Here is a 24324-nt window from a genome sequence, read left to right on the forward strand (position 1 = left end):
CGCCATGCCGATTGCGGCACACTTTGAAGAAAAGCCCGGTCAGAACGGGCATGCCGCCGACTTGTCGGCCGATAAGCCCCGCGCTGCGCGCAGGCGGCTGATGATCCAGACGCAGGGCTCGCTGCCTTCCGGCGTCGAGGCGCCTGTGACGATCCACAATTTCTCCGAAACGGGCATCCTGCTGGAGACGCGGGTGGACATGGAGATCGGGGAAACGCTCGACGTCGAGCTTCCCGAGGCCGGTCCTACCCGTGCCCGCGTGGTATGGGCCAGCGGTCTGCTTTACGGCTGCGCCTTCGAAACCCCGCTTCATCCCGCCGTTCTCAGCGCCGCGCAGCTGCGCAGCGTCGTTCAGGAGGTGGACCTGGCGCCTGCTCCTGCCGTCGCCGCGCCTGCCGCGATCGGCGGTGAAAGTTTCGGAGAGCGCCTCCATCGTCTCCGCAAGCTACGAGGATTGACCCAGGGCGAACTTGCCTCGCGCCTCGGTGTCAGCAAGCCGACGGTCTGGGCCTGGGAGCAGGGCCGCGCCAGGCCGATCGAGGAACGGCTGGACGCGATCGCGGAGGAGCTGGGCGTCACGGCGGCGGAACTTCGCCCCGGGCGGACCGTGGCCGGACTGCCGGAACTCATCGCCCGCTGCCGCGACCAGATCGCCGCAGCCGTGGAAACGAGCCCCGACAAGATCAGGATCATGATCGAGCTTTAAAAGACACGGTATGCGCTTCTATCGGGGTGTTGCCGGCAAATCCTCTTCACGACTCAAATTGGCGATGGTAAACACATTAATAACAATAACTTGCGGTCAAGATTGTTAGATAACAGGGCTAATTAATCTTGATCGTGGTTACTGTTAGGGTTGCCGGAAATCGGAAGTTGCAATGCTTGGCTATCGTCCATGAGCGATCATGTGTCTGCTAACGCATTTCGAATCGAGCACCGGTTACTCGTCGGATCGCATGGCGATCACTCTGATTCGGGGCATTACCAAGATGGGCATGAATTTCACCGTTCAGGAAAGCTCCGCGCTATACGGGCTGCTGGCGGAGACTTCCTCAGACGTCATCGTCAAGACTGACCTGGAAGGCCGTATCGTCCATGCCTCGCCCGGTATTCGGAGGCTGGGCGTGCAGGTGCAGACGAAAGCCGGACCGCATCTGCTCGATCTCGTGGCGGCACCGGGCCGTGCGGCCGTAGCGACAGCGCTGGACGCCGCGCTGGGCGGGCAGTCCGGTGCGCAATGGGTCGAATTTCCCGCCATCACCACCGACGCGCGCGAGAGCTGGTTCGAGATCCGCATCCGGCCGCTGACGGATGAGGGCGGGGCGGTCTACGGCTCGCTGGCGTTGATGCGCACGATCGACGATCGGCGCAGCCTGCGCGAGCAGCTGTTCGCCGCTACCTACACCGATCCCCTGACGCAGCTCACCAACCGCGCCGCTTTCATTTCCATGCTGGAACACATGATCGCACAAGGCATGGAAGGCTGCCTGGCCATGTTCAGCATCGATTTCTTCCGTACGATCAACATGAAGTACGGGCAGACCGCCGGGGACGACGTGCTACGCGTCTTTGCGGATCTCCTGCGCGAAATGCTGAGGTCCGATGACATCATCTCGCGCATCGGTTCGGAACGCTTCGCGGTTCTGCTGCCGCGCACCACGCCCGAGCAGGCCCAGGCGATCTGCGCCCGCGTGGTCACGACCATGGCGGACTTGCGCCAGAAGGTGGGCGACAGCCGCGTGGCGGTCACCACCAGCGGCAGTGTCGCCCGCATCGCGCAGAGTATGGACGAAACGATAGAGCGGGCCGAACTGGCGCTGTTCTGCGCCAAGGCCAAGGGCCGCAATCGGCTGGAGATGGAAAAACCCCGCCGTCTCCCGGTGTAAGGAGCTATTCGTAGCAGGGTTCCTGAAGGTTGCGCATCCATTCAGGGCACTTGTTCTCGCTTTCGCCGCGAAAGGCTTCGCTGTTGAACGACAGGAAGTCCCATGCGGCGTCGCGCGCCGTCATGTCTTCGGGAATACGGTAACTGGCGGCGATGGCATCGCCGCACGTTGCCGTCCAGCCGGCAATGTCGCGCTCCCGCTGCATCCAGAGCTGGACGAGCCAGAGAAAATCCTGCCGCTTGTCCTGCAATGTGGGCATCGCTCAAACCTTTCACGATGGCGTGATCCCCGCGCGACGCGGCGATTTCGGCCTTCAAGTCCGAGTGCTTATCCCACTGAATTCTTGATGAACCCTTGCGAACGTCGGCAGGGATCCCGTTTGCGCCGCTATCGGCTTTTTCCGCAGGCTTTCTCTTGCGTGACGGCCTGCCATTGATAGGCATCGACCGTCGCGCCGCGCGGCTTGTAGGTGAGGTTCAGCCTCTGACCGCCCCGGTCCACTTCGAGTTTCACGAGGGCGTTCTGATCTCCCTGCAAGGCATCCTGCGGAAAGCGGTTGAGCACGCGGTCGCCGTTGCGCAAGCCCGCCGCTTCGGCAGCGGAACCGGGCTTCAGCCCTTTGACGATGCGGTCGGGCGTCACGAGGATGAGCGGATCGAAGCCAAGATCGAAGCGCTTCAGCGGCTTGACCACTCGCTGGAAGCAGGGGCCGAAAGCATCGGAAGGCGGCAGGACCGTGCCGCCGGCCAACATCGTGTCGAAATCCGCCAGACCTTGCGCGCCGAGTTCTTTGCCCAAGAGCGCTTTCCAGAGCGGCAAGTCCATCGGGTGGCCCGCGCGGCGCTCCGCCAGCATCCGCCGGACCAGATCGTCCAAAGAGCGCTTGCCCTGCGAAGCCGCGCGAATCCGGGCATCCACCGTGGCGAAGTAGAGCGATCCCCGATCATAGGGGAGCACGCGGATGCGGGTGTCCTTCCAGAACCCTTCCGCGATCCGGTCGTTCGGCGTCGCGATCATGGCATTGGTGTAATAGCGGCCGGCCGTGGCGTTGAGATCGTCCAGAAAGGCCTGCTGAGAGATCAGGCCCGCGCGCCAGGGCAGCATGCGCTGGTAGTGGACCGCCAGCCCCTCTCCGAACCACGACAGCCCCAGCCCGCCGGGCGCGTCCATGGAATCGCTCAGCGAGTTGATCCAGGCATGAACCATCTCGTGCGCCAACAGGCTTTGCAGGTCGGCGATGGGCGTCTTTTCGCTGAAGGTGAAGGCGAAGCTGTCGGTGAGGCCGATGCCGCTGCCCGGATTGAGGTGGTTGGTGCGGGCGAAGACACCGAAGCTGGCCGGACGCTGGTCGAAGAAGGTGCCGTAGAAGCTCTGAAGGCGGGCGGCCCAGTCCATCAGTTCCGGCCCGTCGAAGCCGAAGCGGCCCTGCCAGGTGCCGAAGAAAGTGCCCTTGGTGTAGGTTCCGACCCGCCCCGCCATGAAGTAGCTGCCGCCGATCTGGTTGGCGCGCAGGGGGCGGCTGCTGCGGCGATCTCCTGCGCCGATGCTGGAAACGCCGCGCGCCTCGCTTCCGGCGCGCGCGAGATCCCAATGGACCGAGAGGTCGCGGGGCAGTTCGTCGGCCGGCAGGACGAGGAAGGCGTTGCCCGCGCCGGAGAGGCCGCCGTCGCTGGCGCGCAGTTCGTACTGGGGCTTGGCCTGTTCCGGTTGGGCCGGGTCGATCGACACGCGATAGGCCACGGTTACCGGGCCTTCCACCGCGCGCAGCGGCTTCCACGTCCGCTCCAGATTGTCTCCGTCCCTGGCCTTGTCTTCAGCCTTCACCGGCAGCACGCCCTTGGCGTCGGAAAACACCAGTGCTTCCATGCTCCTGGCCGAAGTCTCGACCGTGTTCGAGGTCACCGCCATTGCGGCAAGGACATCCCCTTGCGGCGGCGCCTCGAAGCGGACCGCGACGTTCAGTCGGGTGAGCGCTCCGCCTGCGTCCGCCACCGGCGCGAGGGCGACGGAAATGTCCGGCGTCTCGGCCGCATGGGCGGCGGTTGCCGGAACCGCGGCAAGAAGCGCGGCGAGCAAGGCGGTGCGATGCGATGTCATGATCGGAAGGCTAACAGTCCGTTTCGAAGGAGATTGTGCAAAGAACCGCGCGGGAAGCGGGCGGCGCGCATGAAATATGCTCGGGCCGATCAGGCCGGGAGCGAGGGCAGCGGCAGCCGATGCGTGCACTTCAGTTCGGACAGGGTCGCGGTGGATCGTACGTCCTCTACCCCTGGCAGGCGCAGCAGCGTGCGGAACGTGAAGTTCTGATACCAGGCGATGTTCGGCGCGAGTACCTTGAGCATTACATCCATTTCACCGAACAGCGTGTAGGCCTCCAGGATTTCCGGCGTCGCCTCCACGGCGTGGACGAAGCGGTCGCGCTCCTGGTCGGACAGGCGCGACATCTTGAGCTGCGCGAAGATGAACATGCTCTCCCCGAACTTCTCGCGGTCGAGAACGGCCACGGTGTGGCGCACGTATCCCTCCTCCTTCAGGCGCTGCATCCGCCGCCAGCAGGGCGACTGCGACAGGCCGACGCGGTCGGCGATTTCGCTGGAGGATTCCGAGGCGTCGATCTGGAGGCGATCGAGGATCTTCATGTCGAGCCGGTCCAATTCGGCGGGCAAGATTATGCTCCCTGTTATGGTTTGTTGGTTTGAACATGCCACAACGAAGCGACAGCGCGCAACAAAGGCGGAGATATTTTGCCATAGGGCGCTATCACCGATGCTCGAAGAAAACCCATGAACGGCAACAGGGACGGGTCGGCATATGAAACGAAGCGAACTGGCGGTGTTCGACGCGGAGGACGTGCGCGCGCTGCTTGACTATCCTTCCTGCATCGCCGTCGTGCGCGAGGCGATGAAGGCGCTTTCGCTGGGCGAGACGCGGCAATTGCTGCGCACGATGATCCACATGGGGGAGGGGCGGACTTTCGCGCAGATGCCCGGTGCCCTCTCCGACCGGGGCATGTTCGGCGCCAAGATGATCAGCGTCTTCGCGGAGCCCGATAATCCCGGCGTGCGCCGCCATCGCGGCATCGTCTCCCTGTTCGAGCCGGTGGAAGGGCGCCCCGTCTGCGTGGCCGATGCCGAGGAAATCACCCACATTCGCACCGCCGCCGCCACGGCCGTCGCTACCGATGCGCTGGCCCGCCAGGACGCGCGGGTCCTGCTGCTGATGGGAACCGGCGGGCAGGTGCATTCGCACCTTGAAGCCCTGCCGTTGGTCCGCCGCTTCGAGCGGATCTTGATATGGGGTCGCGATCCCGCCAAGGTGCGCGAGGTGGTGGAAGCCTGGCGGGATCGTCTTCCGGTGGAAGCCGCGCCCGATGCTCAGGCTGCGGTGAGCGAGGCGGACGTGATCTGCACGCTTACCGGTGCGCGCCAGCCGATCCTGTTCGGCGCGTGGCTGAATCCGGGAACCCACGTCAATATCGTCGGTTCCAGCGGTCCGGGGCCGGTGGAAGTGGACAACGCGCTGGTGCTCGCCTCCCGCTTCATTGCCGACAGCAAGGCTTCCGCTCTCGATGCGGCAGCCGAATTCCTGGTTGCCAAGGCGGCGGGCGTCGTGGGCGACGATCATATCGTGGCAGAGATCGGGGAGGTCCTGCTGGGCCGCATCCCCGGCCGCTGCAGCGCCGAGGAGATCACCGCCTACAAGTCGCTCGGTCACGCGGTGCAGGATCTCGCCTCGGCCGCCCATATCTACGAAACGCATAAGGCCCGGAACGGATGACGATGAAGAGAACCGCAGCCCTGCGCTGGATCGCCTGTTCGGCGCTTGCCCTGTCCGCCGCCACGCTTCACGCTGAAAGCCAGCGCTTCGCGGTGATCGATAACGGCGAGAACGTCGGCCACGTCTATGTCGACGTACAGGGCGATACCGTCTCGATCGATCACGACGTGAAGAGCAACGGCCGCGGCCCGACCATGCGCGAGACGATCGTGCTGGGTAACCAGGGCCTGCCGACGAGCTGGACGCTGCAAGGCACCTCTACTTTCGGCAACAAGGTGGACGAACGGTTCACGGCCAAGGGCAAGCGGCTATCCTGGGTCGATACGACCGGCAAGGGCGCGATGCAGGCCAAGGCGGCGACGCTCTACGTGGCGCAGGAAGGCAGCCCGTTCTCGCTCGGGATCTATGCGCGCGCCTTGTTGGCCGATGCGGACCATGTGCTGGCGGCAGCGCCGGGCGGCACGTTGTCGCTGGAAGAGGAAGCCCCGGTCACACTGGGCGGCACGGCTTACCGCGCCTTCCTCGTCAAGGGTATCGGCCTGACGCCGAGCGCGATCCTGCTCGATGACAAGGGGGCCCTGGTCGCGGCCTATTCGCCGACCAATGCCACGGTCCGCGAGGATCTGGCCTCCCACGCCGGCGAACTGGCCGGGATCGCCGCGACCCGCTCGGCGGAGCGGTTCGCCGCGATCCAAAAGAAGGTCGCGCACAATTACGACTTGCCGATCCGCATCCGCAACGTGCGGGTATTCGACCCGGGGAGCGGGACGTTGGGCGATCCGGTGTCCGTGGTCGTCTTTGCGGACAGGATCGCCTCGGTCGAGCCGCTGGACAGCCCGGCCTCACCCGGCGAAGTGACCGTGGACGGCGCGGGCCGGGTGGTCATTCCCGGCCTGCATGACATGCACGCGCACGTCTCGCTCCAGTCCGCGTTGCTCTACATCGCCTCGGGCGTGACCAGCGTGCGCGACATGGGCAACGAGAACGCCTTCCTGATCGACCTGACCCGCCGCATCGACGCGGGCGAGGTGGCCGGGCCGCGTATCGTGCGCAACGGGTTCCTCGAAGGCCGCAGCCCGTACAGCTCACGCAATGGCTTCATCGCCGACAGCGAGGCGGAAGCGCTGGACGCGGTGCGCTGGTACGGCGCGCGTGGCTATTGGCAGGTGAAGATCTACAACAGCTTCAATCCTGCGTGGGTGCCGGGCGTGGTCCGGGAGGCCAAGCGGCTGGGCATGGGCGTGACCGGGCATATTCCCGCCTTCACCAATGCCGATGCCATGATCGCGGCGGGTTACGACGAAGTGACGCATATCAACCAGCTGATGCTGGGCTGGGTGCTCGATCCCAAGGAAGATACTCGCACTCCGCTGCGCCTCACCGCCATGCGCCGCACCGCCGGGCTGGACCTCGCCGCGCCGCGCGTCGCGGCCACGCTCGATACGATGCAGACGAAGCACATCGCGCTGGATCCCACGGCGGTGACCCTCGAACTGTTGATGATGAGCCGCGACGGCAGGATCAGCCCGGCGGTGGCGGGATATTTCGACCATCTGCCGGTCGGCGTGCAGCGCAACCGCCGCCAGGGCATCGCGCCGATCAAGACACCCGAGGATGCAGCGGGCTATGACGGCGCTTTCGCCACGATCAAGGCGCTGCTGCTGGACATGAACAAGCGCGGCATCACCCTGCTGCCCGGAACCGACGACGCCACCGGCCTCTCGGTCCACCGCGAGTTGCAGATCTATGCCGAGGCCGGGCTGCCCAAGGCGGATGTGCTGAAGATCGGCACGCTCGGACCGGAGCGCTACATGCACCGCGACCAGTCCTACGGTTCGGTCGAAAAGGGCAAGTATGCCGACTTCGTACTGCTTGACGGCAACCCGCTGGAGGACATGACCGCGCTCCACCGCATGGCGATGGTGGTGAAGGGCGGAACGGTCTACTTCCCCTCGGAGATCTGGAGCGAAGTGGGCGTGAAGCCCTTCGCGAAGGCGCCGGAGGTCGTGGTGCCGAAAGTCGGGCCGAAGCCGGTGGCGCTGACGGGCGGTTCGGGCGCCGAGGCGCACGAGGACTTCGCCTTCTGAGTGAAAAGGGGCAGGGGCGTCGGGCTCCTGCCCCGTTCGTTTACGGGCGACGGCGGACGAAGTACCAGACCGCGCCCAGGCTGCCCCAGACCAGCAGCAGCACATAAGGGCGCCAGTCCGCCTCAAGCCCCAGCGCGATCAGGCCGATCGCGCAGATCGCTCCGGCAATGCCCAGCGTGATCATCGTCGCGCGGGCGGGGCGGAAGCCCGCGCCTTCGTGGAGCTGCGGATGGCCATGGGCAACCCTTGCGGCGGAGAGGCAGATGCTGCCGTACTTCACGAGGTTGGGGATGTTCACGGCCAGGAACAGGAACGTCAGTTCCATGGGCATCAGTAGACCCACGCAGCCGATGCCGAAGACCGTGAACAGAGCCATGTGCGGGACGTGCGAGCGCGGGTGGACGCGCGCGATGAACCGGGGCAGCACGCCTGCCTCGGCCATGGCAAAGAGGCTGCGGCTGAACATCGTGAAGATCGAGTTGAGGCTGGTGCCGATGGCGGCGATGGCGGCAAGCACGATCACCGGCACGGCAAGCGGCCCCATGAAGCGCTTCGCGGTATCGAGTATGGGCGCCTCGCTACCGGCCAAAGCCTCCGGACCGAGCACGGTGAGCGCCACGAAGGCCACGGCGACGTAAAGAACGGTGGCCGAGCCGATGGCGACCGCTATGCCCACCGGAATGTTCCGCCGGCTGTTCGCCACTTCGCCGCCCGCCTCCGTCGCCGCCTCGATGCCGAAGAACAGGCCCATCAGCAGCGGGGCTGCGGCAAGGGCGCCGTGAAGGCCCTTGGGCAGGAAGGGTTCGAGACGCGCCGGTTCCGATACGGTGGCGCCGCCCCAGATCACGAAGAGGCCGAACAGCAGGATCAGCGCGGCGACCATCGCCGTCTGCGCGCGGGCGGCCACGCCCACGCCCACGAGATTGGCAAGCAGCGCCAGCAGCAGCACGGCGAACATCGTCGGCTTGACCGGCAGCGGCACCAGCATGGAGACGTAGCGGACCAGCACCAGCGCCAGCACCACCATCGCGCCCATGTTGGCGATGATGCGCATCCAGGCGATGAAGAAGCCCAAGGTTGGGTGCAGGTAGCGCGAAGGCCAGACGAAGCTGGCGCCAGACACCGGATCGGCCGAGCCGAGGTAGGCGTAGCTTACGGCAATGAGGTACATCGGCAGCGCTGCGATCACGACCGAGAGCAGCATTCCCGGCCCGGCCAGGGCGGTGGCGGGCGATACTGCCGAGAAGATCGAGACGCCCACCGCCGTGCCGAGGCCCAGCGAGATGACGCCCCAAAGGCCGATGCCCTTGCGCAGGGCCTGTTCCGCATCGCTCACTTGCTTGCCCCCTGGCAGCTGTCCGCCTTGATGAAATCGACGAGATCCGACTGGAACCGCGCGCGGCTGCCGTCGTCGGAGTAGAAGACGTGGCCGCCCACATAGCGTTCGTTGCGGTAACGGTCCCTTGGCAGATTCGACTGCGCGAACAGGTAGTCGGCAGCGCCGATGGTGGTCGTCGTATCGTAAATCCCGGTGCCGACGAACAGGCGCAGGCAGGCGTTGGCGGCCGCGTGACGCTCGACGGTTGCCATGAAGGGCCAGTCGGCGAAGGGAGAGTCTTCGCTGCCATAGCTCCAGCCGCCTTCGAAGCGCGCGATCACCTTGTAAGCGTCGGCGTTCGGAGCCTTGAGCGTGTTTGCGAGATATCCGGTCATCGCCTTGCCGAACGCGTCGGAGATCGAGGAGGACGGATCGCCGGGCATCATGGTCGTGACGTTCGCGGGCCGGTCGGCCAGGTAGCGCGCGTCGTAGCGGCCCATGACCTTGCCCTTTTCGCGCAGCAGCTCGACGCGGAACCGCTCCTTGGAAATGCGCAGGTCGTTGGCGAGGTAGAATGCGGCGGGGATGCCGGTCAGTTCCGCAAGGCGCGCGGCGAGACGCGTGCGCTCTGACAAGGACAGGTCGCGGCCCCGATAGAGGGCGGGAAGATAGTCCTCGCGGGCGAAGCTAGCGGCTTCCTCGGTCACGCTTTCGGCAGTGCAGGGCGCCTTCACCATGCCGTGATAGCAGGCGATGGCCGCCAGCGTGGGCAGCGAGACGGCGTACGTCACCACATTGTCCGGCCGCTGCGACGTCTCGATCATGTTGAGCGCCTGCCCGAGCAGGACGACCCCACGCACGTTCGCGGCCAGGCCCTGCTTCTCCAGCGCATCGAGCATGGCTACGGCGCGGATCGTGCCGTAGCTCTCTCCCAGGATGTAGACGGGCGCGGCAAGTCGCTTGTGGACGGAGAGCCACTGGCGGACGAGATCGGCGGCTGCGTTCGCGTCGCCACCGACGGTGCTGTAGGCGGCGGCTTCCGGGCCTGTCGGGCGCTGGGAAAAGCCGGTGCCCGGCGGATCGATGAAGACCACGTCGGCAAGATCGTAGATCCGGCGGGGGCCGGGAATGGAGCTGCTCTTGCCGCCCGTGTCGGCCGGATCCTGCGCCACATGGGCAAGCTCGGGGCCGAGCAAGCCCATGTGCAGGTAGGCGGCCGAGGCGCCGGGGCCGCCGTTGAAGGCGAAGATCACCGGCCGGTCGGGGGCCGCGTTCTTGCGGGTGTAGGAAAGATAGCCGGCATTGGCCGGAGGACTGTCCGCGCCGGCCGAGACAGGGACAAGCCCCAGCTCGGCGCGGACAGGATGCGCGGGATCGGGTTTCGAAACCCGCACATCGATGAGCACCCGTTCTGCCGGCGGTTCGCCCGCACGTGTCTGAAGGGGCCCGGTTGACGCCGCGACAAGCGCGATCCCCGTCAGCACCCTTAGGCGCAGCGAGGACTTCTGTTTGCGACCGAAGGGCTGCAGCGGCGTGAAAGTCATGAGGTTTCCAGCTTCCTGTGGTTTTCCCGATAGGTAAGGAGACCGTCGGTCAGGGCCTGAAGGCCGTAATCGAGGCGCGACGGCTCCATCGCGAAGCCGAGGCGGACATGTCCGGGCGCGCCGAAGTATTCCCCCGGCGCCACCAGTACGCCGCAGCGATCGGAAAGCCAGCCGGAGAAACGCTCGGTATCCCCAATTCCGACCAGACGGGGAAAAGCGATGCAGCCGCTATCTGGCAGATCGCCTTCGACCAGTCCTTCGGCAAGCCAGTAGGCGTGGTAGGATTCGATGATCGGGCGCGCCTTTGTGAGCACGGAGAAGGTGTTCTCCCGAAAACGCGCGGGGTTCTCGACGATCAGCGCGGACACCGCATGGGCGAGGTTGGAGATCGCGAAATCCACCTCCTGCGCCAGTTCGCGGACCGGCGTGACCACGCTTTCGTCACCGACGATCCAGCCGCACCGCAAGGTGCTCAGGCCGAAGATCTTGGTCAGGCTGTTGACCGAGACGAGCCGTTTGGAGGCGCCCAGCGAGGCCGCCGGGCGAAGGCGGTCGCCGGCGTAGGGCGCATAGACCTCGTCGACGACGACGATCACGTCGTGCCGGTCGGCGATTTCGCCCAGGGCGACGATCGTGGCATCGTCCACCGCCATGCCGGACGGGTTGTGGAGGTTGGAAATCACGATCATCCGGGTCTCGGGGCGGAGGCTCGCTTCCACCTTCGCGGGATCGATCGTGAAGCGCGGAGCCGGGCGTTCGAAGGTGTCCACGCCGACACCGCTGGCCTGCGCCAGGCTGGCGAACAGTTCGAAGCTGGGGTTCTCCACCAGCACGCGGTCTCCCGGCGAAAGGAGGGCGCGGTAGATCAGAGAAAGCGCGCCGGTGGCGCCGGTGGTGGTGAGGATCTGTTCCTCGCCCACGCCGTAGTCACGGGCCAGCGCGGCGACGAGGTAGGGATTGCCCTTCACGAACGTGCTGGCGTAGCGGGATGTCACCCCGTCCGCGAAGCCCTCCATGAGCACCTCGCGAAGCAGGTCTTGCGGCTCGGGCACCGAGCTTTCGAACAGGCTGACGAGGAGGCTGCGGGAATTGCTGTTCCGGAGGATCGAGCGCCTTACCCATTGGGCATAGGACTTCGAAGTCTGGTCGTCTGGGCGGGAAGCCATTGTCTCGTATCTGCCGGATTGTGCCGAGTGCGGTGGGTGGCGGCGGCACCGGGAAGGGAATGTTTCCCGGCGCCGCCGTACCCCGTCACATCTTCAGCTTGGCGCCGATCCAGAACCGGCGGCCGAGGATGTCGCCATAGGCGATCTGCGGGTAGGAAGGTGCTTCGTCGGTGAAGTTGTCGATGCCGGCGCGGAATGTGATGGCGCCCGCTTCGACCTGGGCCGAGATCGAGTGCGTCAGGTTGCTGTCCAGCATGGGGTTGGGGTTGGTTTCGATCGTGGCGTCATAGGCGGCACGGGTCTTGTCGAGATAATAGGCCTGGTAGCTCACCCGCACCGGGCCCTTGGTCCAGTCCAGGTTGAAGCGGCCTTCCCAGGTGGGCTTCTCGTAAGTGTTGTCGGTGCGGATGTAGTTCTCGCCGGTGACCGAGGTGGTCAGCAGCGTGTTGTGCGTGGCGTTCACGCCGACATGGAACGCGCCGATGCGGCCCGGCTCGAAGCTGTAGTCGATAGCGTAGACTTCGCCGCGATACTTGACGACACCGGCGTTGAAGGTCGTCGTCGTCCCCGCCAGGATCGTGCCGCCGGGGCTCACGCCGTCCGAGGAGGCGATGCGCGAAAAAGCATTGCAGACCGCCGGATCCGGGTTGGTATTGTCGTAGCAGGTGGCGGTGAAGTCCTCGGTGGTGAAGGCCGAGAGGCCGTCCTTGAGGTCGATTTCGATGCGGTCTGCGCTGATCGTCAGGCCGGGGATGAACTTCGGCTGGATAACGATACCGTAAGTGAAGGTATCCGAGATCTCGTTGCGCAGGTTCGGGTTGCCGCCCGTAGTGATGGTGGCGCGCTCGAAGTTTTCGGCCGGATCCTGGAAACGGGCGAGGCGTTCGGCGGGGCTGAGCCCGGCATTGGTGCCGTCCGCTTCGACGCCGTAGTTCGCATTCGCGGTGAAGGCTGCCAGGCAGTTGGCATAGCGGACCGAAGGGTTGGCGCCGCTGTTGATGCGGTCGGCATCGCAGGGGTCGTAGCCCACCGAACCGAGCGAGGTCGTCGTCGGGGCGAACAGCATCGCCAGTGTCGGAGCACGGAAGTTGCGGCTGCGGCTGGCGCGCAGGGTCACGCCGTCCACCGGCTGCCAGCGCAGGCCGAGATCCCAGACCTGCTCCTTGCCGGCAATCGAGTTATCGACCAGGCGGCCTGCCGCGCTGGCTTCCAGCATCCGCACGATCGGCACGTTCATCGCGCTGTCGATCAGCGGGATCAGCAGTTCGCCGGAAAGTTCATCGGTGTTGTAACCGGCCGACTGCGCCACTTCCAGCGTACCGCCGCCGAACAGACCCTGCCGGTTGGCCGCGAGCGGGGTGTAGGACACCTGCTCGTCGCGGTGCTCGTAGGCGAGGCTGAACTTGACGGTGCCACCGGGCAGCTGGACCACGTCTCCGCCGATCGTGGCCAGGAAGTCGGTCTGCTCGTTGCGATAGTCCAATCCGGCGCGGACGCTGACATACTTCTGCGCGGCGCTGGAGACATTGCCGTTGCCGAAGGGATTGATCGGCGCGCAGGAAGCATCGTCGTTCGTGGCATCGGCGTCGGCATTGATGCCGCAGACGATCTGGTTGCCGGAGAGCACGGCGTCGATGGCGTTCGCGTACTTGGCGTTGTCCACTTCCCAGCGGCGCTGCGAGCCTTCGACGCGGGCATAGCTGCCCGAAACCGACCAGTAGAAGTTGCGGCTGCCCGCCGAGAAATCGCCGTCGACGCCGAGGAGCGCACGGTAGGTGTCCGTCTTGTAGCGCTGAAGATTGTCCGGCGTCAGGTCGTTGAAGTACTTCGACAGGAACAGCGGCGCGCCGGCGGCAAAGGCGGGACGCGCGGCGGAAAGCGCGGCCTTGGCCTGGTCGGTGAGGTAGGGGTTGTCGATCGTGAAGATCACCGGACCCGCATAAGTGCCGAAGTTCAGGATCGTGCGGCTCTGGCCCTGCGGAATCTCGGTGCCCTCGGTATGGGCATAGAGCAGTTCGGTGCGCAGGGTGATCGCGTCGGTCAGGTCGTAATGCGCGATCAGGTTGCCGGTGAAGCGCTCAAGTCCGGTGCGCAGGCCGGCCAGGTCGCGATAGGCGAAGCCCTGGCCGCCGCTGGAGAAAGGAATGCCGACCTGGGTGCCGGGATCGTAGGACACGACATTGCCGCTGGGATCGAACTGAAGCGGCACTCCGTTCGACTGGGTGAGGAAGCGCGTGAAAGGCGCGGGCGTGTTGAACAGCACGCCGTTGGAGTTGAACTCCCAGAAGTGCGCGTCAAACAGTTCCTTCACCGAGGGGATGCCGTCGTTCGGCCCGGTGTCGTCCGGATTGCTGACGGTCAGGCGGCCGAGCGCCGACAGCGGGCGCGCGGCGAACATCAGCGTCGGTGACTTGGCGTAGTTGAGGTCGATGGCGACATTGCCGCGGCCGTCCGCGAAGTTCTTCCCCGCCGTGCCGCGCAGGCTGTAGGTGTGGTAGTCGCCGCGCGAGGAGATGCCGTTCTGGCCGTCGAGTTCGAGGCCTTCGAAGCTTTCCTTGAGCACGTAGTTGACCACACCGGCGATGGCGTCCGAACCGTAGACCGCCGCGCCGCCGCCCTGAACCACTTCCACCCGGTCCAGCAGCCCTAGCGGGATGATGTTGGCATCGACTTGCGCATCGCCCAGGCCCGACGAACTCGTCACCATGCGGCGGCCGTTGAGCAGGGTCAGCGTGCGACCGGCACCAAGGCCGAAGAGGTTGGGAAACTGCTGGCCGGAGCCGCTGCCTTCGCCGCTGCCGTCTGCCTGATTCAGCATCGGGCTATTCGAAGTGAGCTGGTTCAGCGCGTCCGAGGCGCTGATATAGCCGCGATCCGAGATCGTCTGGCTGTCCACGACATTGAGCGGGGCGGTCTCGTCCGAAGCATCACGGCGGATACGCGATCCGGTTACCACGATGTCCACCGCGGCGGCGCTGTCATCGGCGGCGGGTGCGCTGTCCTGTGCCAGGGCCGGCGTGGCCAGCAGTGCAGCGGCAGCCGTGGAAACCATGAGAGCCGCCAGGCCGGCCCTCTCCATGCGTGACTGGATCATCGAACTACCCCTCATGTTCTGTCTACGTTTTCAATCCCTGAGGAGAAGGTAGCGCAGACAGGCTGGAAGAGGGTTGCGTTGTGACGGGCGTCACAAGCCGCGATTGAATTGAAATTTCACAATTCCGCCAGACGGTGGAATTTTTAGCCTCACGGCTTCCGAGTTGGCGAATTGTCGAAGAAGTTGGAAAGGTCTTTGGCGAATTGCGTAGCTTCGGCGGGCTCCTCGTACATCATGTGTCCGCCCCTGTAGCAATGCGTGGTGATCCGCTGCGAGAGTGCCTGCGGAAAGTCCGCTGCAGCCTGCCGCATCGCGGCGCAGCCGTTGAGGGAATCATAGAGCCCGGTGGCCACCATGACCCGCATCGCCGGCGCCTTTTCCATGGCGCGCATGACCCAGGGCTGCGAGGCGCTGGGCGGCCCTTCGCCGGCCATCGCACGGGCCAGCGATTCCGGGGTGATCGGTGACTGGTCGTATTGCCAGTCGTTGCCCACGGACAGATCCGGAATCTCGATCCCGGCGTACTGTCCCGCGCGATAGCCCAGTGTGGAGCGGTAGAAGTGCAGGACGGCGGCATCCCCAGCCTTCTCGTCGGCAGGCTGCGCGGTGCGGCGCATGTCGAAGATGCCGAGCGTCTTGCCCTCCGAAGCGAGCAGTTTGGTGCGGAAGTCGCGGGGGGAAACCCAGAGCGTTTTGGCATCGATCGCGGCAGGTGCAAGGCCGGTGTAGCGAGCTAGCCCGGTCACCGCGCGGGCACGGGCCTTGTCGTCGAGAGCGTCCGGGTGGGAGAGCGCGGGATACCACACCTTGCGCGCCCATGCCTCGGCGTCGGCAAGGGTCTGGGCTGAATTCGCCGAGAGAGTGGGGGCAAGCTTGCCGAGCGCTAGTGCCGTCGCCGTGCGATTGGGCAGGGTCAGCGCGCGCGCCAGGGCTCGGTCGCGCTCCTCGCCCATCGGAATTCCGCCCGAGATGAGCACGATGCCCGCCACCGGTTGCCCGGCCTCGATCAAGGCTTCCGCCACGCCGGCCGCGCGCCAGGTTCCGAAGCTCTCGCCGACCAGGTAGAGGGGAGAAGCTTCCCGTCCACGGCTCTTGAGGAAGTTCCGGATGAAGGTTGCCGTCGCGGCAAGATCGCCGGTCGTTGAGTAGAGCTTCTTCGCCGCCGCTTCTGTCGCCGCACGGCTGAAGCCGGTTCCGGCGGGGTCGAGAAACACCAGATCGGCGGCGGGCAAGGCACTGTTGGCGTTGTCCCCCAGTTCGCCTCCGTGCAGCGTCCTCGGACCGAGGGCGCGGAACTGGAGCAGGCGGGAGTCCGCGCCCGGACCGCCGTTCCAGACGAAGGCGATGGGCCGCGTTCCGGAATGCGCGGTATGGGCGAAGTAGGCCGTGTAGAAAAGATCAGCCAGCCTGGCGCCTTGGTCGTCGCTGATCGGCAGTGTACCGGCGCAGGCGGCGTAGTCCAGTTCGCCCAGCCGGGCCGAAACGGCGGCTTCGTCCGGCGTGCAGAGCCCTTGCGCGGCTTGCGCCAGCGCCTGCGGGCAAGCAGCGAGCGCGGCGAGAGTCAGCGCGGCTCCAAGCAGGCGCGTAAACTTCGGGGGCATGGGCGGTCTTTCCTGGGTCTGCGTTTCCACCACCCTAGCCGAGTTGCAGAGGCAAGTTTATGCGCGAAAGAAGCCGGAAGCGCGCGCGGCGTTCGCTGCCGAACTCGCCATCGAGGCGCTCGAGCTGAAAATGCGCAATTCTTATGCGCAAGCCTTTGCCTAGGATGCGTAAATGAACCAGCGACATGATTCGCCCTTGAAACCTGCACTCTCCCGCCGCACCCTGCTGCGCGGATCGGCCCTTCTGCCGCTGGCTCCGGCCATCGCGGGAGAGGCGCTCGCCGCTTCCCCGGCTGCGAATGCATCGCTGGCGTGGCAGGCGTCATCGCTGGCGCGGCCCGGTGACTTCGCGCCGATGGGCAAGGTCTACCTCGATTCTGGCACGATGCATCCGGTGCCCCTGCCCGCCAAGGCGGCGGTCGATGCCTATTACCAGTCGCGGGCGGAAATGCGCGAATGGTCCAGCCATGACACCGAGATGCGGATCAAGGCCGCGTTCGGCCGCCTGATCAATGCCGCGCCGAAGGATCTTGCCTTTGTCCAGAGCACGACCGCCGGCGAACAGTCGATCGTCGATGCGCTGGATCTGCCTGCCGCGAAGGGCAGCGTCGTCACCGATACGCTGCATTTCTTCGGCTCGTTCTGGCTCTACGATCAACTCGGCAAGCAGGGCGTGGACGTGCGCTGGATCCGCCCGACGGAAGGGCGCATCGATCCCGACGCCTACGAAAAGGCGATCGGTCCCGACACGCGTCTGGTCAGCCTCTCGCTGGTCTCCACCTACAACGGTTTCGAGCATGACCTGACGCGCATCTGCGAGATCGCCCATGCGCGCGGGGCGCTGGTCTATGCCGACATCATCCATGCAGCCGGCACCGTGCCGATCGACGTCCAGGCCAGCGGCGTCGATTTCGCCGCAACGGCCAGCTACAAGTGGCTCATGGGGGATTTCGGACTGGGCTTTCTCTATGTCCGCCCCGATCGGCTGGCGCGGCTCAAGCGCAAGCGCTTCGGCTATTATCAGCTCGAAGGCTTCAGGCCGCACGTCTATCCCTACGACGCGCCGGGAGACACCATAGCCGACATGGACCCGCGCGCCGATGCGGAGGGGATGTTCGCCATGGGCACCCATTCCCACGCGGTGATGGCGCAACTCGACTGGTCGCTGGCGAAGTTGCTGGAACTCGGCATCGACAACATCATGGCGCATCGGCAGCCGATGCTGCGCCGGCTGCATGAGGCTTTGCGCGCTAAGGGCTACGAGGTGGTGACGCCGCCGGATTCTCGCACTCCATTGCTGACTTGCGTCCTTCCGGATGCGCACAAGAAATTGTCCGAACCGCTGAACCGGGCGGGCGTGGCGATCACGCTCAGCCGCAACCGCTTCCGCATCTGCCCTTCATGGTTCAACGCGATGGACGATATCGAGCGCCTGATCGCTGCCCTTCCCGCTTTATCCTGAGCCTGCCTCCTCCTGATCGGAAACAGACGCAATGTCCGCCAAGAAGACCGTTTTCGCACGTTCCAGCCTGCTCGCCCTTGCCGCTCTCCTGCCTGTGGCGCCGCTGCTGGCCCAGGATGACAGCCTGCCGATGCCGCCGGTGTTCCTCAAGGCCATGGAGCCGATGGTGGAGCGCGCGGCCGCCAGCGACAAGGTCGTGCTGACGCACCACAAGGGCACCTTCGGCGGCAAGAGGCTGGCCTATGATGCCATCGTCACCGAGACCCCGGTTGCCGACGCCAAGGGGCAGGCGGCAGCGGTCGTGGTCACTTACGGTTATGTCGCCCGTGTTCCGGGTGGAGCCAGCCGGCCCGTGCTGTTCTTCTTCAACGGCGGGCCGGGCGCCTCTTCCTCGCCGCTGCACATGAACGCTTTCGGCCCGTGCCGCATCGTCGGCAAGGGCGATGCCGCACGGCTGGAAAACAACCCCCACAGCCTGCTCGACGTGGCCGATCTGGTATTCATCGATCCTCCGGGAACGGGGGCGTCGATGCCGATCAAGGGCGCCGACGCATCCGGGCTGTTCTCGGTCTCGGGAGACGCGGCGGCGGTGGCGGAAGTGGTGCAGCGCTGGCGCCGGACCAATGGCCGCGACGATGCGCCTTTCGCGCTGGTGGGCGAAAGCTATGGCACGGCGCGGGCCGCCGCCATGCTCGATGCCGAAAGCAAGGCGAAGCTGCCGCTGCCTGCTGGGGTGGCGCTGTTCTCGCTCTCGCTGGGCGACAGCGACGGACCGGTTATCTCGGATGTCTCGCTGCTGCCCACTCTGGCCGCCGTCGCGTGGTATCATCAGGCTATCGACCGCAAGGGCAAATCCGTCGAGCAGCACTTTGCCGAAGCGCGCGCTTTTGCCGAGAGCGACTACGCCCGCGCGCTGATTGCCGGCGCTTCGCTTTCCGCAGACGAGCGGGCCAGGGTAGCGGCGCGCATGAGCGAGTTGATCGGTCTCCTGGCGACGGAACTGGAGAAGGACGGGCTGCAACTCGACCGGCAGGCCTTCATGCTGGGCCTGCTATCGGGCAAGGGCCTGCGGACGGGGCAACTCGATGGGCGCGCGACCCGCGCGATCAAGGAATCGAACATGCATCCTCCGTTCGACGATCCTTCGATGACGCTGGGCGGAGAGACCGGCCATCTCATTGCAGACTACATCGGCAAGGATCTGGGCTATGCCTTGCCCAGCCCCTACCGCACGCTCAATCTCGGCATCAACTTCAAGTGGGACTGGGGCCGCGGCGAGGTCTATCGCACCGTTCGCTTCGCGCCGTTCCTGGCCAAGGCCATGGCCGACAAGCCCGGCATGAAGCTGATGACGGTGGGCGGCTACTACGACATCACCACGCCGGTCGCGGCGGGACAGTTCGCGCTGGACCATGCCGGGATCGGGCCGGACCGACGGACTTCGAAAACCTACGCAGCCGGGCATTCGGTTTTCGAGGACGAAAGCCAGCTGGCGCGCTTTGCGGCGGACATGCGGGAATGGGCAGGGCAACTGCGCCACTGAACAGGCCGCGCTGCCATCTTTGCCTGCGCTGCGGCAAGTGTTACGCGGCGCCCCGTCATTCACACGGGATTTCGAGACATGCTCGCCAAGATTCTGCCGCTGCCCACGTTCAAGGACAATCTCCAGCAATTGCCCACCATCGAAGGCATCGAACGCCTTCACCTGATCGACGCGGAGGGCACGGTGATCGACAGCATCGAGAATCAGCCCGGCAAGCAAGGCTCGCTGGCGGTCTACCAGTATCTGCAACAGAGCTTTGGCGTATTGGACCGGGAAGCGGCCGAGCATGGTCTTCTGGTGTTCGCAGAGCATACGGCGGATGCACGGCAGCGCCCGGGGGCACATCCGAACATCGATCGTCTGCTGGCCATTGCCGGGGGCGCGCTTTCGCTGCGGCTGGAAATCGTTGCGCTGCAATCCTGATTGCGCCGGGCGCATGGGAATCGGCACCGAAAAGGCAATTGTTGTTGCAAAATCCACAATTGCATCGGCGGCTCGGTAGAACCATATCGCCCTTGCCTTTCAGGCATCCTCTCCCAAAACCTATCCCAGCCGGCCCCCGTGGCTGGCTTTTTTTTGGGCATTGGCGGCGCTTGGAAGGCGGGGCGCGGCGATGGCCGGTGCCGGCCATCCACGGCGTGAAAGTTCAGGGCATGCCGTGGTGCGTATCCCCGGAGCATCCGCGCATCCGGCGGTTGAGCTGATCAGCCGATGAACATGCCGCCGTTTACGGCCAGAACCTGGCCGGTGACGTAGCTGGCGCCATCCGATGCAAGGTACTCGCAGGCGGCGGCAATATCCTCGGGGGTGCCGGCACGCGGGATCGGTATATGCTGGGCGATCACGTCCAGAGGCGGGAAGGTTCCGGCCGCTATCCCCTGATCGGCCATTGGCGTGGCCACGACCGAGGGCGGGATCGTGTTGACGGTGATGCCGTCTGCCGCGAACTCTCGGGCCAGCGCGCGGGTCAGGCCGATCACGCCGCCTTTGGCCGCCGCATAGTGGGCGCGATCGGTGGCGCCCGATTGCGCCGCTTGAGAGGAGATCGTGATCACGCGCCCCCATTTCGCCGCGACCATGTCCGGCAAGGCGGCCTGCACGGTATGGAAGACTCCGCTCAGGTTGATGTCGATCATGCGCTGCCAGACCGGAAGGGTGACGTCGAGAAAGCGGATTCCTTCGGATATGCCCGCGTTGGCCACGACGATGGCGATAGGCCCCAGTTCGGACCGGATCGCCGAGTAGACGGCCTCCACGTCGTCCCGATCGGAAACGTCGACCCGGCGCGCCATTACCCGAGCGCCCTCGGATCGCAGCGCGGCGCTTTCCCGCTCCAGCGCTTCTTCCTGGATGTCCAGCATCGCAACGGGATGTCCCTTGCGGGCGAACAGCTGACACACGCCCAGGCCGATACCCGAAGCTCCGCCCGTGACCACGACCACGCGATTGGCAACCATTTGCACTCTCCCATTTTCCTTGGCCCGTCGCTTTGCCCGGGCTTGTCATTTGTGCGATTATGTGGCGCATAACTTGCGCCGTGTCCAGCGTCTGGATAGGCAGGGGGCAAGCGCGCGATTCGGATCGCGCGACCGATATGGGAGAGTGAAAATGCCAGTTCCGGACGTCTCCAGCCGCTCCATAAGCGAGCTGATTTCCCTTGCGGGCAGGAGCGCGGTCGTGACCGGGGCGGCCTGGGGCCTTGGGAAAGCCACCGCCAGGCGCCTGGCCGAAGCAGGCGCCGCCGTGATCGTGGCCGATATCGACGAAGAGGCCGCTGCCACGACCGCCCGGGAGCTTGCCGAACGCTATTCCGCCGATGTCTCATCCACGCGGCTCGATGCCGGGGACAGCGGTTCCATCGTTGCGGTGGCGGACCTTGCCGAGAGCAAGTTCGGCAAGCTGGACATCTGGGTGAACAATGCGGGCATCCCTTCGTTCACCCCGCTGCTCGACCTGGACGAGGAAGAGTTCGACAACGTCCTGGCGATCAATCTTCGCGGAGCGTTCGTTGGCGCGCGCGAAGCGGCTCGCCGTATGATCGCCGCGGATCAGGGCGGGGTGATCGTCAACGTCGCCTCGCTCGCCGGCGTCATGGGCATTTCCGAAGGGCAGGCGGCCTATTGCTCATCCAAGCATGGCGTCGTCGGGCTTACGAAGCAGCTTGCCATCGAACTGGGCGGGCACGGCATTCGCGTCCTGGGCGTGGCGCCGGGATTCTCGCTGACGGAAAAGACGATGTTCATCGCGGAGTGGGATGAGGAGACGATCAGGAACTGCCCCATTCCCGGCATCGGCGCGAGCCGGCTGGGCCGGGTTGGCGTGGCCGACGATATCGCCCGCGCGATCCTGTTCTGCGCCTCGGACCTGTCGATGTTCATGACGGGCAGCACCTTGCTTCTCGATGGCGGCATCGCCGCCTGATCGACGCCCTGATAGACAGGGGGAGGGGGCGTGTGCCGTCTGGTCCACGCCCCCTGGGCGTTGCCCATCTATGGACGCTGGAAGCGCTGCCGGGTGGCCTCGACCGACTGGCGTGCCGCAGCCACGGCTTCTTCTTCCAACGCGAACAGCAGGTGTTGTAGCACGGCGCCCAAATGCGCGTGCATGGCCGCTTTGGCCGCGGCGGGATCGCGCATTTTCAGCGCTGCGACTATAGCCGCATGTTCCTCGACGACCGGGCGCACGTTCGCGGTCCGCGCCTTTTCCAGAAGCAGGCGGCACTCGGGCGAGGTCGAGCGCAGCAGCCAGAGTTGCTCGATGGTCCGTTCCACGGCGGCGTTCCGGCTTGCCCGCGCGATCGTCATGTGAAAAGCCATGTCGGCGTTCTCTTCGCCGTCTTCCTTCGCATTCTCATGCTGCATGGCGGATACCAGACGTTCCAGGCGCTGAACCTCGTCATCGCTGATGTGCTGGGCCGCCAGGGCCACGGCTTCGCCCTCGAACAGCAGCCGCGCCTCCACCAGTTCAAACGGACTGACCGTGAACGCAGGTTCCTCCCGGTCGCCGGGCAGCCGGATCACGAAAGTTCCCGATCCCAGCCGGGCTTCCACCAGACCGAGCACTTCCATCGCGAGCATCGCTTCGCGCACGACCGGGCGGCTCACGCCCAGCCGGGCAGCGATATCGCGCTCCGCAGGCATGCGATCTCCGACGGTGTAGGTGCCGGATTGCAGGTCGTCGATCAGGGCGCGGGCCACGCGTCTGTATAGCCGCGATTCATCGGCCGCGAAGTCATGGGGGCTGGAGTCTTTCGCGCCGATGATGTCCACGCCTTTGCCCTGTTCCCTGACCAACTTCAGATCACTTCGACCAGCGCCAAGCCTTCCGGCGGGAGGTCGAGCGTCAGCGTGCCGTCGCTTTCGAGGCGCCGTCGCTCTACCACGGGAAGCGAAGCCTTGCGCAATTGCGCCACTTGCGCGCGAGAGGGATACTGGGGCGAGCCCATTGCGCGCCAGGCCGGCATGGGCGAGCCGCGCTCCCAGTCGACATAGCGCACCTCCGCGCTCCTACGGCCCTTGATGCCGTCCAGCGCCAGCGTGATGCGCTTCGATGCGCCGCGTATCTTGCGCTCGGCGGTCATGCCCGGAATGCCGCCGGGCTGGTCCACTTCCGCAAGGTTCCACACGAGCACGGAAATGCGCCCTGCCTTGTCGCGCGACGCCAGCGCGGGGCCTTGCGCGGCGAGACGCTCGGTGCCGAGACGGTGCAGCAGCCGATAGGCGTTGAACGAGGGCTTCGCGATACCGTCGATCATCATGCTCCAGCCCATCGAGCCTTCCTTGAGCATGTAGTCGTCCACGCCCAGCTCCTCGTACATGCCGCTGAGCGTCCATTGCGACATGCCCGCGCAATGCGCCATGCCCTGCGCGATGACATGGGCGATCATCGCCGGACTGTCCGACGACCATTCGGACAGCCACATCGGCTTGCCGGCCTGCGGACCCGAATCGATGGTCCGGCGCGCATTGGCCAGGGCATCGGGGATCACGTCGTTGACGTTGCGGCGCGGCGCGTCCTTGCCGAACACCTCGCTCTGGTCGTCACCGGCGTAGACGTGGGTCGCGAAGAAATCGACCGGGGCGTTGTTCGCCGCACACCACTCCGCGAAATCGCCGATCCACGCCGTCTTCGAAGTTGCCGGGCCGCCGACCTGGATACGCGGGTCGACCGACTTGATGGCCACTGCGGCGGCCTTGTACATGTCGAAGTAGCGCTGTTTGTCCGCCGTCCAGAAGAACGAGAGATTGGGCTCGTTCCAGACTTCGAACGGCCAGGTGCGGACGGTGTCGATGCCGTAGCGATCGACCATGGCGGCCGTGAACGACTTGAGAAAGCCCGCGAATTCGGCATCGGAGGTGGGCGGGGTGATGTTGCCGCCGTAGAACCCGAACTGCGTCTTGCCGGAAGCCAGCCTGCCCGGCATGAAGCTCAGCTCGACATAGGGGCTGACGCCGATGTCGAGCAGGCCGTCATAGACGCGGTGGACGTTGAGCCAGTTCGGCCCGCCATTGCGCCGCATTTCCAGGATGCTCTTGCCGAACACGCCAAGCTCGTCGTTGAAGATGCCGTGGAAGCGCGCCCGCTTGAAGCCCGCCTCGGCAAGGCCGATCCGCATGTCCTGTCGCCATTCCTCGCGCATGGTGATCGCGGCACGGTCCGAGCCGACCGATTCCTCCCAGACGTGGGGAAGGGCGCCCATGACGACGCGGGTGTCGACCCGAACCGTTTCCGCAGCAACGGCGGCGGCACGTAGGCTGCCGGTGGAAAGGGCTGCTGCGGCAGCGCCCGATGCAAGGAACGTGCGTCGATCGAACATGGTTTTCTCCAGGAATTTGCCCGAGGCGCG

At 65.5% G+C, this 24324-nt stretch carries 20 protein-coding genes; 9 read left to right on the forward strand and 11 right to left on the reverse strand.

Annotated features, from left to right (window positions below):
* The first annotated feature begins 4 nt into the window (after positions 1-4).
* Complete coding sequence (locus RT424_RS05795) at positions 5-706, forward strand: helix-turn-helix domain-containing protein (protein WP_313435222.1); 702 nt, start codon at positions 5-7, stop codon at positions 704-706.
* 250 nt (positions 707-956) lie between these two features.
* Positions 957-1886 carry a sensor domain-containing diguanylate cyclase gene (locus RT424_RS05800; protein WP_313435224.1) on the forward strand — a complete coding sequence of 310 codons (930 nt, stop codon included), beginning with the start codon at positions 957-959 and terminating at the stop codon, positions 1884-1886.
* A gap of 4 nt (positions 1887-1890) precedes the next feature.
* Here RT424_RS05800 and RT424_RS05805 read toward each other — a convergent pair whose 3' ends face one another.
* From RT424_RS05805 to RT424_RS05815, 3 genes are all read right to left on the reverse strand, one after another.
* A complete protein-coding gene (locus tag RT424_RS05805) occupies positions 1891-2145 on the reverse strand; it encodes a hypothetical protein (protein ID WP_313435226.1) in 255 nt (84 codons plus the stop codon).
* A gap of 128 nt (positions 2146-2273) precedes the next feature.
* Positions 2274-3983 carry a peptidase M61 gene (locus RT424_RS05810; RefSeq protein ID WP_313435228.1) on the reverse strand — a complete coding sequence of 570 codons (1710 nt, stop codon included), beginning with the start codon at positions 3981-3983 and terminating at the stop codon, positions 2274-2276.
* 89 nt (positions 3984-4072) lie between these two features.
* Positions 4073-4552 carry an Lrp/AsnC family transcriptional regulator gene (locus RT424_RS05815; RefSeq protein ID WP_313435230.1) on the reverse strand — a complete coding sequence of 160 codons (480 nt, stop codon included), beginning with the start codon at positions 4550-4552 and terminating at the stop codon, positions 4073-4075.
* Between the two features lie 145 nt (positions 4553-4697).
* Between RT424_RS05815 and RT424_RS05820 the strand changes: the two genes are divergently transcribed.
* Positions 4698-5663: an ornithine cyclodeaminase family protein gene (locus RT424_RS05820; RefSeq protein ID WP_313435232.1), complete on the forward strand. Its 966-nt coding sequence runs from the start codon at positions 4698-4700 to the stop codon at positions 5661-5663.
* Positions 5664-5665: 2 nt separating this feature from the next.
* Positions 5666-7750 (forward strand): amidohydrolase family protein, encoded by a 2085-nt coding sequence (locus RT424_RS05825; RefSeq protein WP_313435234.1) that lies wholly within the window; start codon positions 5666-5668, stop codon positions 7748-7750.
* A 40-nt stretch (positions 7751-7790) separates the two neighbouring features.
* On the opposite strand, the gene RT424_RS05830 is transcribed toward RT424_RS05825, so the two are convergent.
* The 5 genes from RT424_RS05830 to RT424_RS05850 all read right to left on the reverse strand — a co-directional run bounded on the left by RT424_RS05830 (position 7791) and on the right by RT424_RS05850 (position 16473).
* Positions 7791-9086 carry an amino acid permease gene (locus tag RT424_RS05830; protein WP_313435236.1) on the reverse strand — a complete coding sequence of 432 codons (1296 nt, stop codon included), beginning with the start codon at positions 9084-9086 and terminating at the stop codon, positions 7791-7793.
* On the reverse strand, positions 9083-10612 hold the full coding sequence (locus RT424_RS05835) for a S10 family serine carboxypeptidase-like protein (RefSeq protein ID WP_313435238.1): 1530 nt from the start codon (positions 10610-10612) through the stop codon (positions 9083-9085). The genes RT424_RS05830 and RT424_RS05835 overlap by 4 nt, the downstream gene beginning before the upstream one ends.
* Complete coding sequence (locus RT424_RS05840; RefSeq protein ID WP_313435240.1) at positions 10609-11778, reverse strand: pyridoxal phosphate-dependent aminotransferase; 1170 nt, start codon at positions 11776-11778, stop codon at positions 10609-10611. Before RT424_RS05840 ends, RT424_RS05835 begins: the two co-directional genes overlap by 4 nt.
* An 85-nt stretch (positions 11779-11863) precedes the next feature.
* The gene (locus tag RT424_RS05845; protein ID WP_313435242.1) at positions 11864-14872 is read right to left on the reverse strand and encodes a TonB-dependent receptor domain-containing protein; all 3009 of its coding nucleotides are present in this window, start codon (positions 14870-14872) and stop codon (positions 11864-11866) included.
* Positions 14873-15021: 149 nt separating this feature from the next.
* Positions 15022-16473: a S10 family serine carboxypeptidase-like protein gene (locus RT424_RS05850; RefSeq protein WP_313435244.1), complete on the reverse strand. Its 1452-nt coding sequence runs from the start codon at positions 16471-16473 to the stop codon at positions 15022-15024.
* Between RT424_RS05850 and RT424_RS05855 the strand changes: the two genes are divergently transcribed.
* From RT424_RS05855 to RT424_RS05870, 4 genes are all read left to right on the forward strand, one after another.
* Positions 16472-16636 carry a hypothetical protein gene (locus RT424_RS05855; RefSeq protein WP_313435246.1) on the forward strand — a complete coding sequence of 55 codons (165 nt, stop codon included), beginning with the start codon at positions 16472-16474 and terminating at the stop codon, positions 16634-16636. The two genes, RT424_RS05850 and RT424_RS05855, sit on opposite strands and share 2 nt — an antisense overlap.
* Positions 16637-16645: 9 nt before the next feature.
* Complete coding sequence (locus RT424_RS05860; RefSeq protein ID WP_313435248.1) at positions 16646-17935, forward strand: aminotransferase class V-fold PLP-dependent enzyme; 1290 nt, start codon at positions 16646-16648, stop codon at positions 17933-17935.
* 31 nt (positions 17936-17966) lie between these two features.
* A complete protein-coding gene (locus tag RT424_RS05865; RefSeq protein ID WP_313435250.1) occupies positions 17967-19478 on the forward strand; it encodes a S10 family serine carboxypeptidase-like protein in 1512 nt (503 codons plus the stop codon).
* Positions 19479-19556: 78 nt separating this feature from the next.
* Positions 19557-19901 carry a DUF2322 family protein gene (locus tag RT424_RS05870; RefSeq protein ID WP_313435252.1) on the forward strand — a complete coding sequence of 115 codons (345 nt, stop codon included), beginning with the start codon at positions 19557-19559 and terminating at the stop codon, positions 19899-19901.
* A gap of 281 nt (positions 19902-20182) precedes the next feature.
* Here the strand turns inward: RT424_RS05870 and RT424_RS05875 are convergent, their stop codons facing one another.
* Positions 20183-20935 carry an SDR family NAD(P)-dependent oxidoreductase gene (locus RT424_RS05875; RefSeq protein ID WP_313435254.1) on the reverse strand — a complete coding sequence of 251 codons (753 nt, stop codon included), beginning with the start codon at positions 20933-20935 and terminating at the stop codon, positions 20183-20185.
* Between the two features lie 151 nt (positions 20936-21086).
* Here RT424_RS05875 and RT424_RS05880 point away from each other — a divergent pair, with 151 nt between their 5' ends.
* The gene (locus RT424_RS05880; protein ID WP_313435256.1) at positions 21087-21899 is read left to right on the forward strand and encodes an SDR family NAD(P)-dependent oxidoreductase; all 813 of its coding nucleotides are present in this window, start codon (positions 21087-21089) and stop codon (positions 21897-21899) included.
* Positions 21900-21967: 68 nt separating this feature from the next.
* Here RT424_RS05880 and RT424_RS05885 read toward each other — a convergent pair whose 3' ends face one another.
* Together RT424_RS05885 and RT424_RS05890 are read right to left on the reverse strand one after the other, a co-directional pair.
* Complete coding sequence (locus RT424_RS05885) at positions 21968-22738, reverse strand: FadR/GntR family transcriptional regulator (protein ID WP_409521445.1); 771 nt, start codon at positions 22736-22738, stop codon at positions 21968-21970.
* A 35-nt stretch (positions 22739-22773) separates the two neighbouring features.
* Entirely contained in the window at positions 22774-24294 is a 1521-nt protein-coding gene (locus RT424_RS05890; protein ID WP_313435260.1) for a GH39 family glycosyl hydrolase, read from the reverse strand.
* Positions 24295-24324 lie beyond the last annotated feature (30 nt).

The organism is Novosphingobium sp. (genome assembly GCF_032093395.1).
Classification (GTDB): Bacteria; Pseudomonadota; Alphaproteobacteria; order Sphingomonadales; family Sphingomonadaceae; genus Novosphingobium.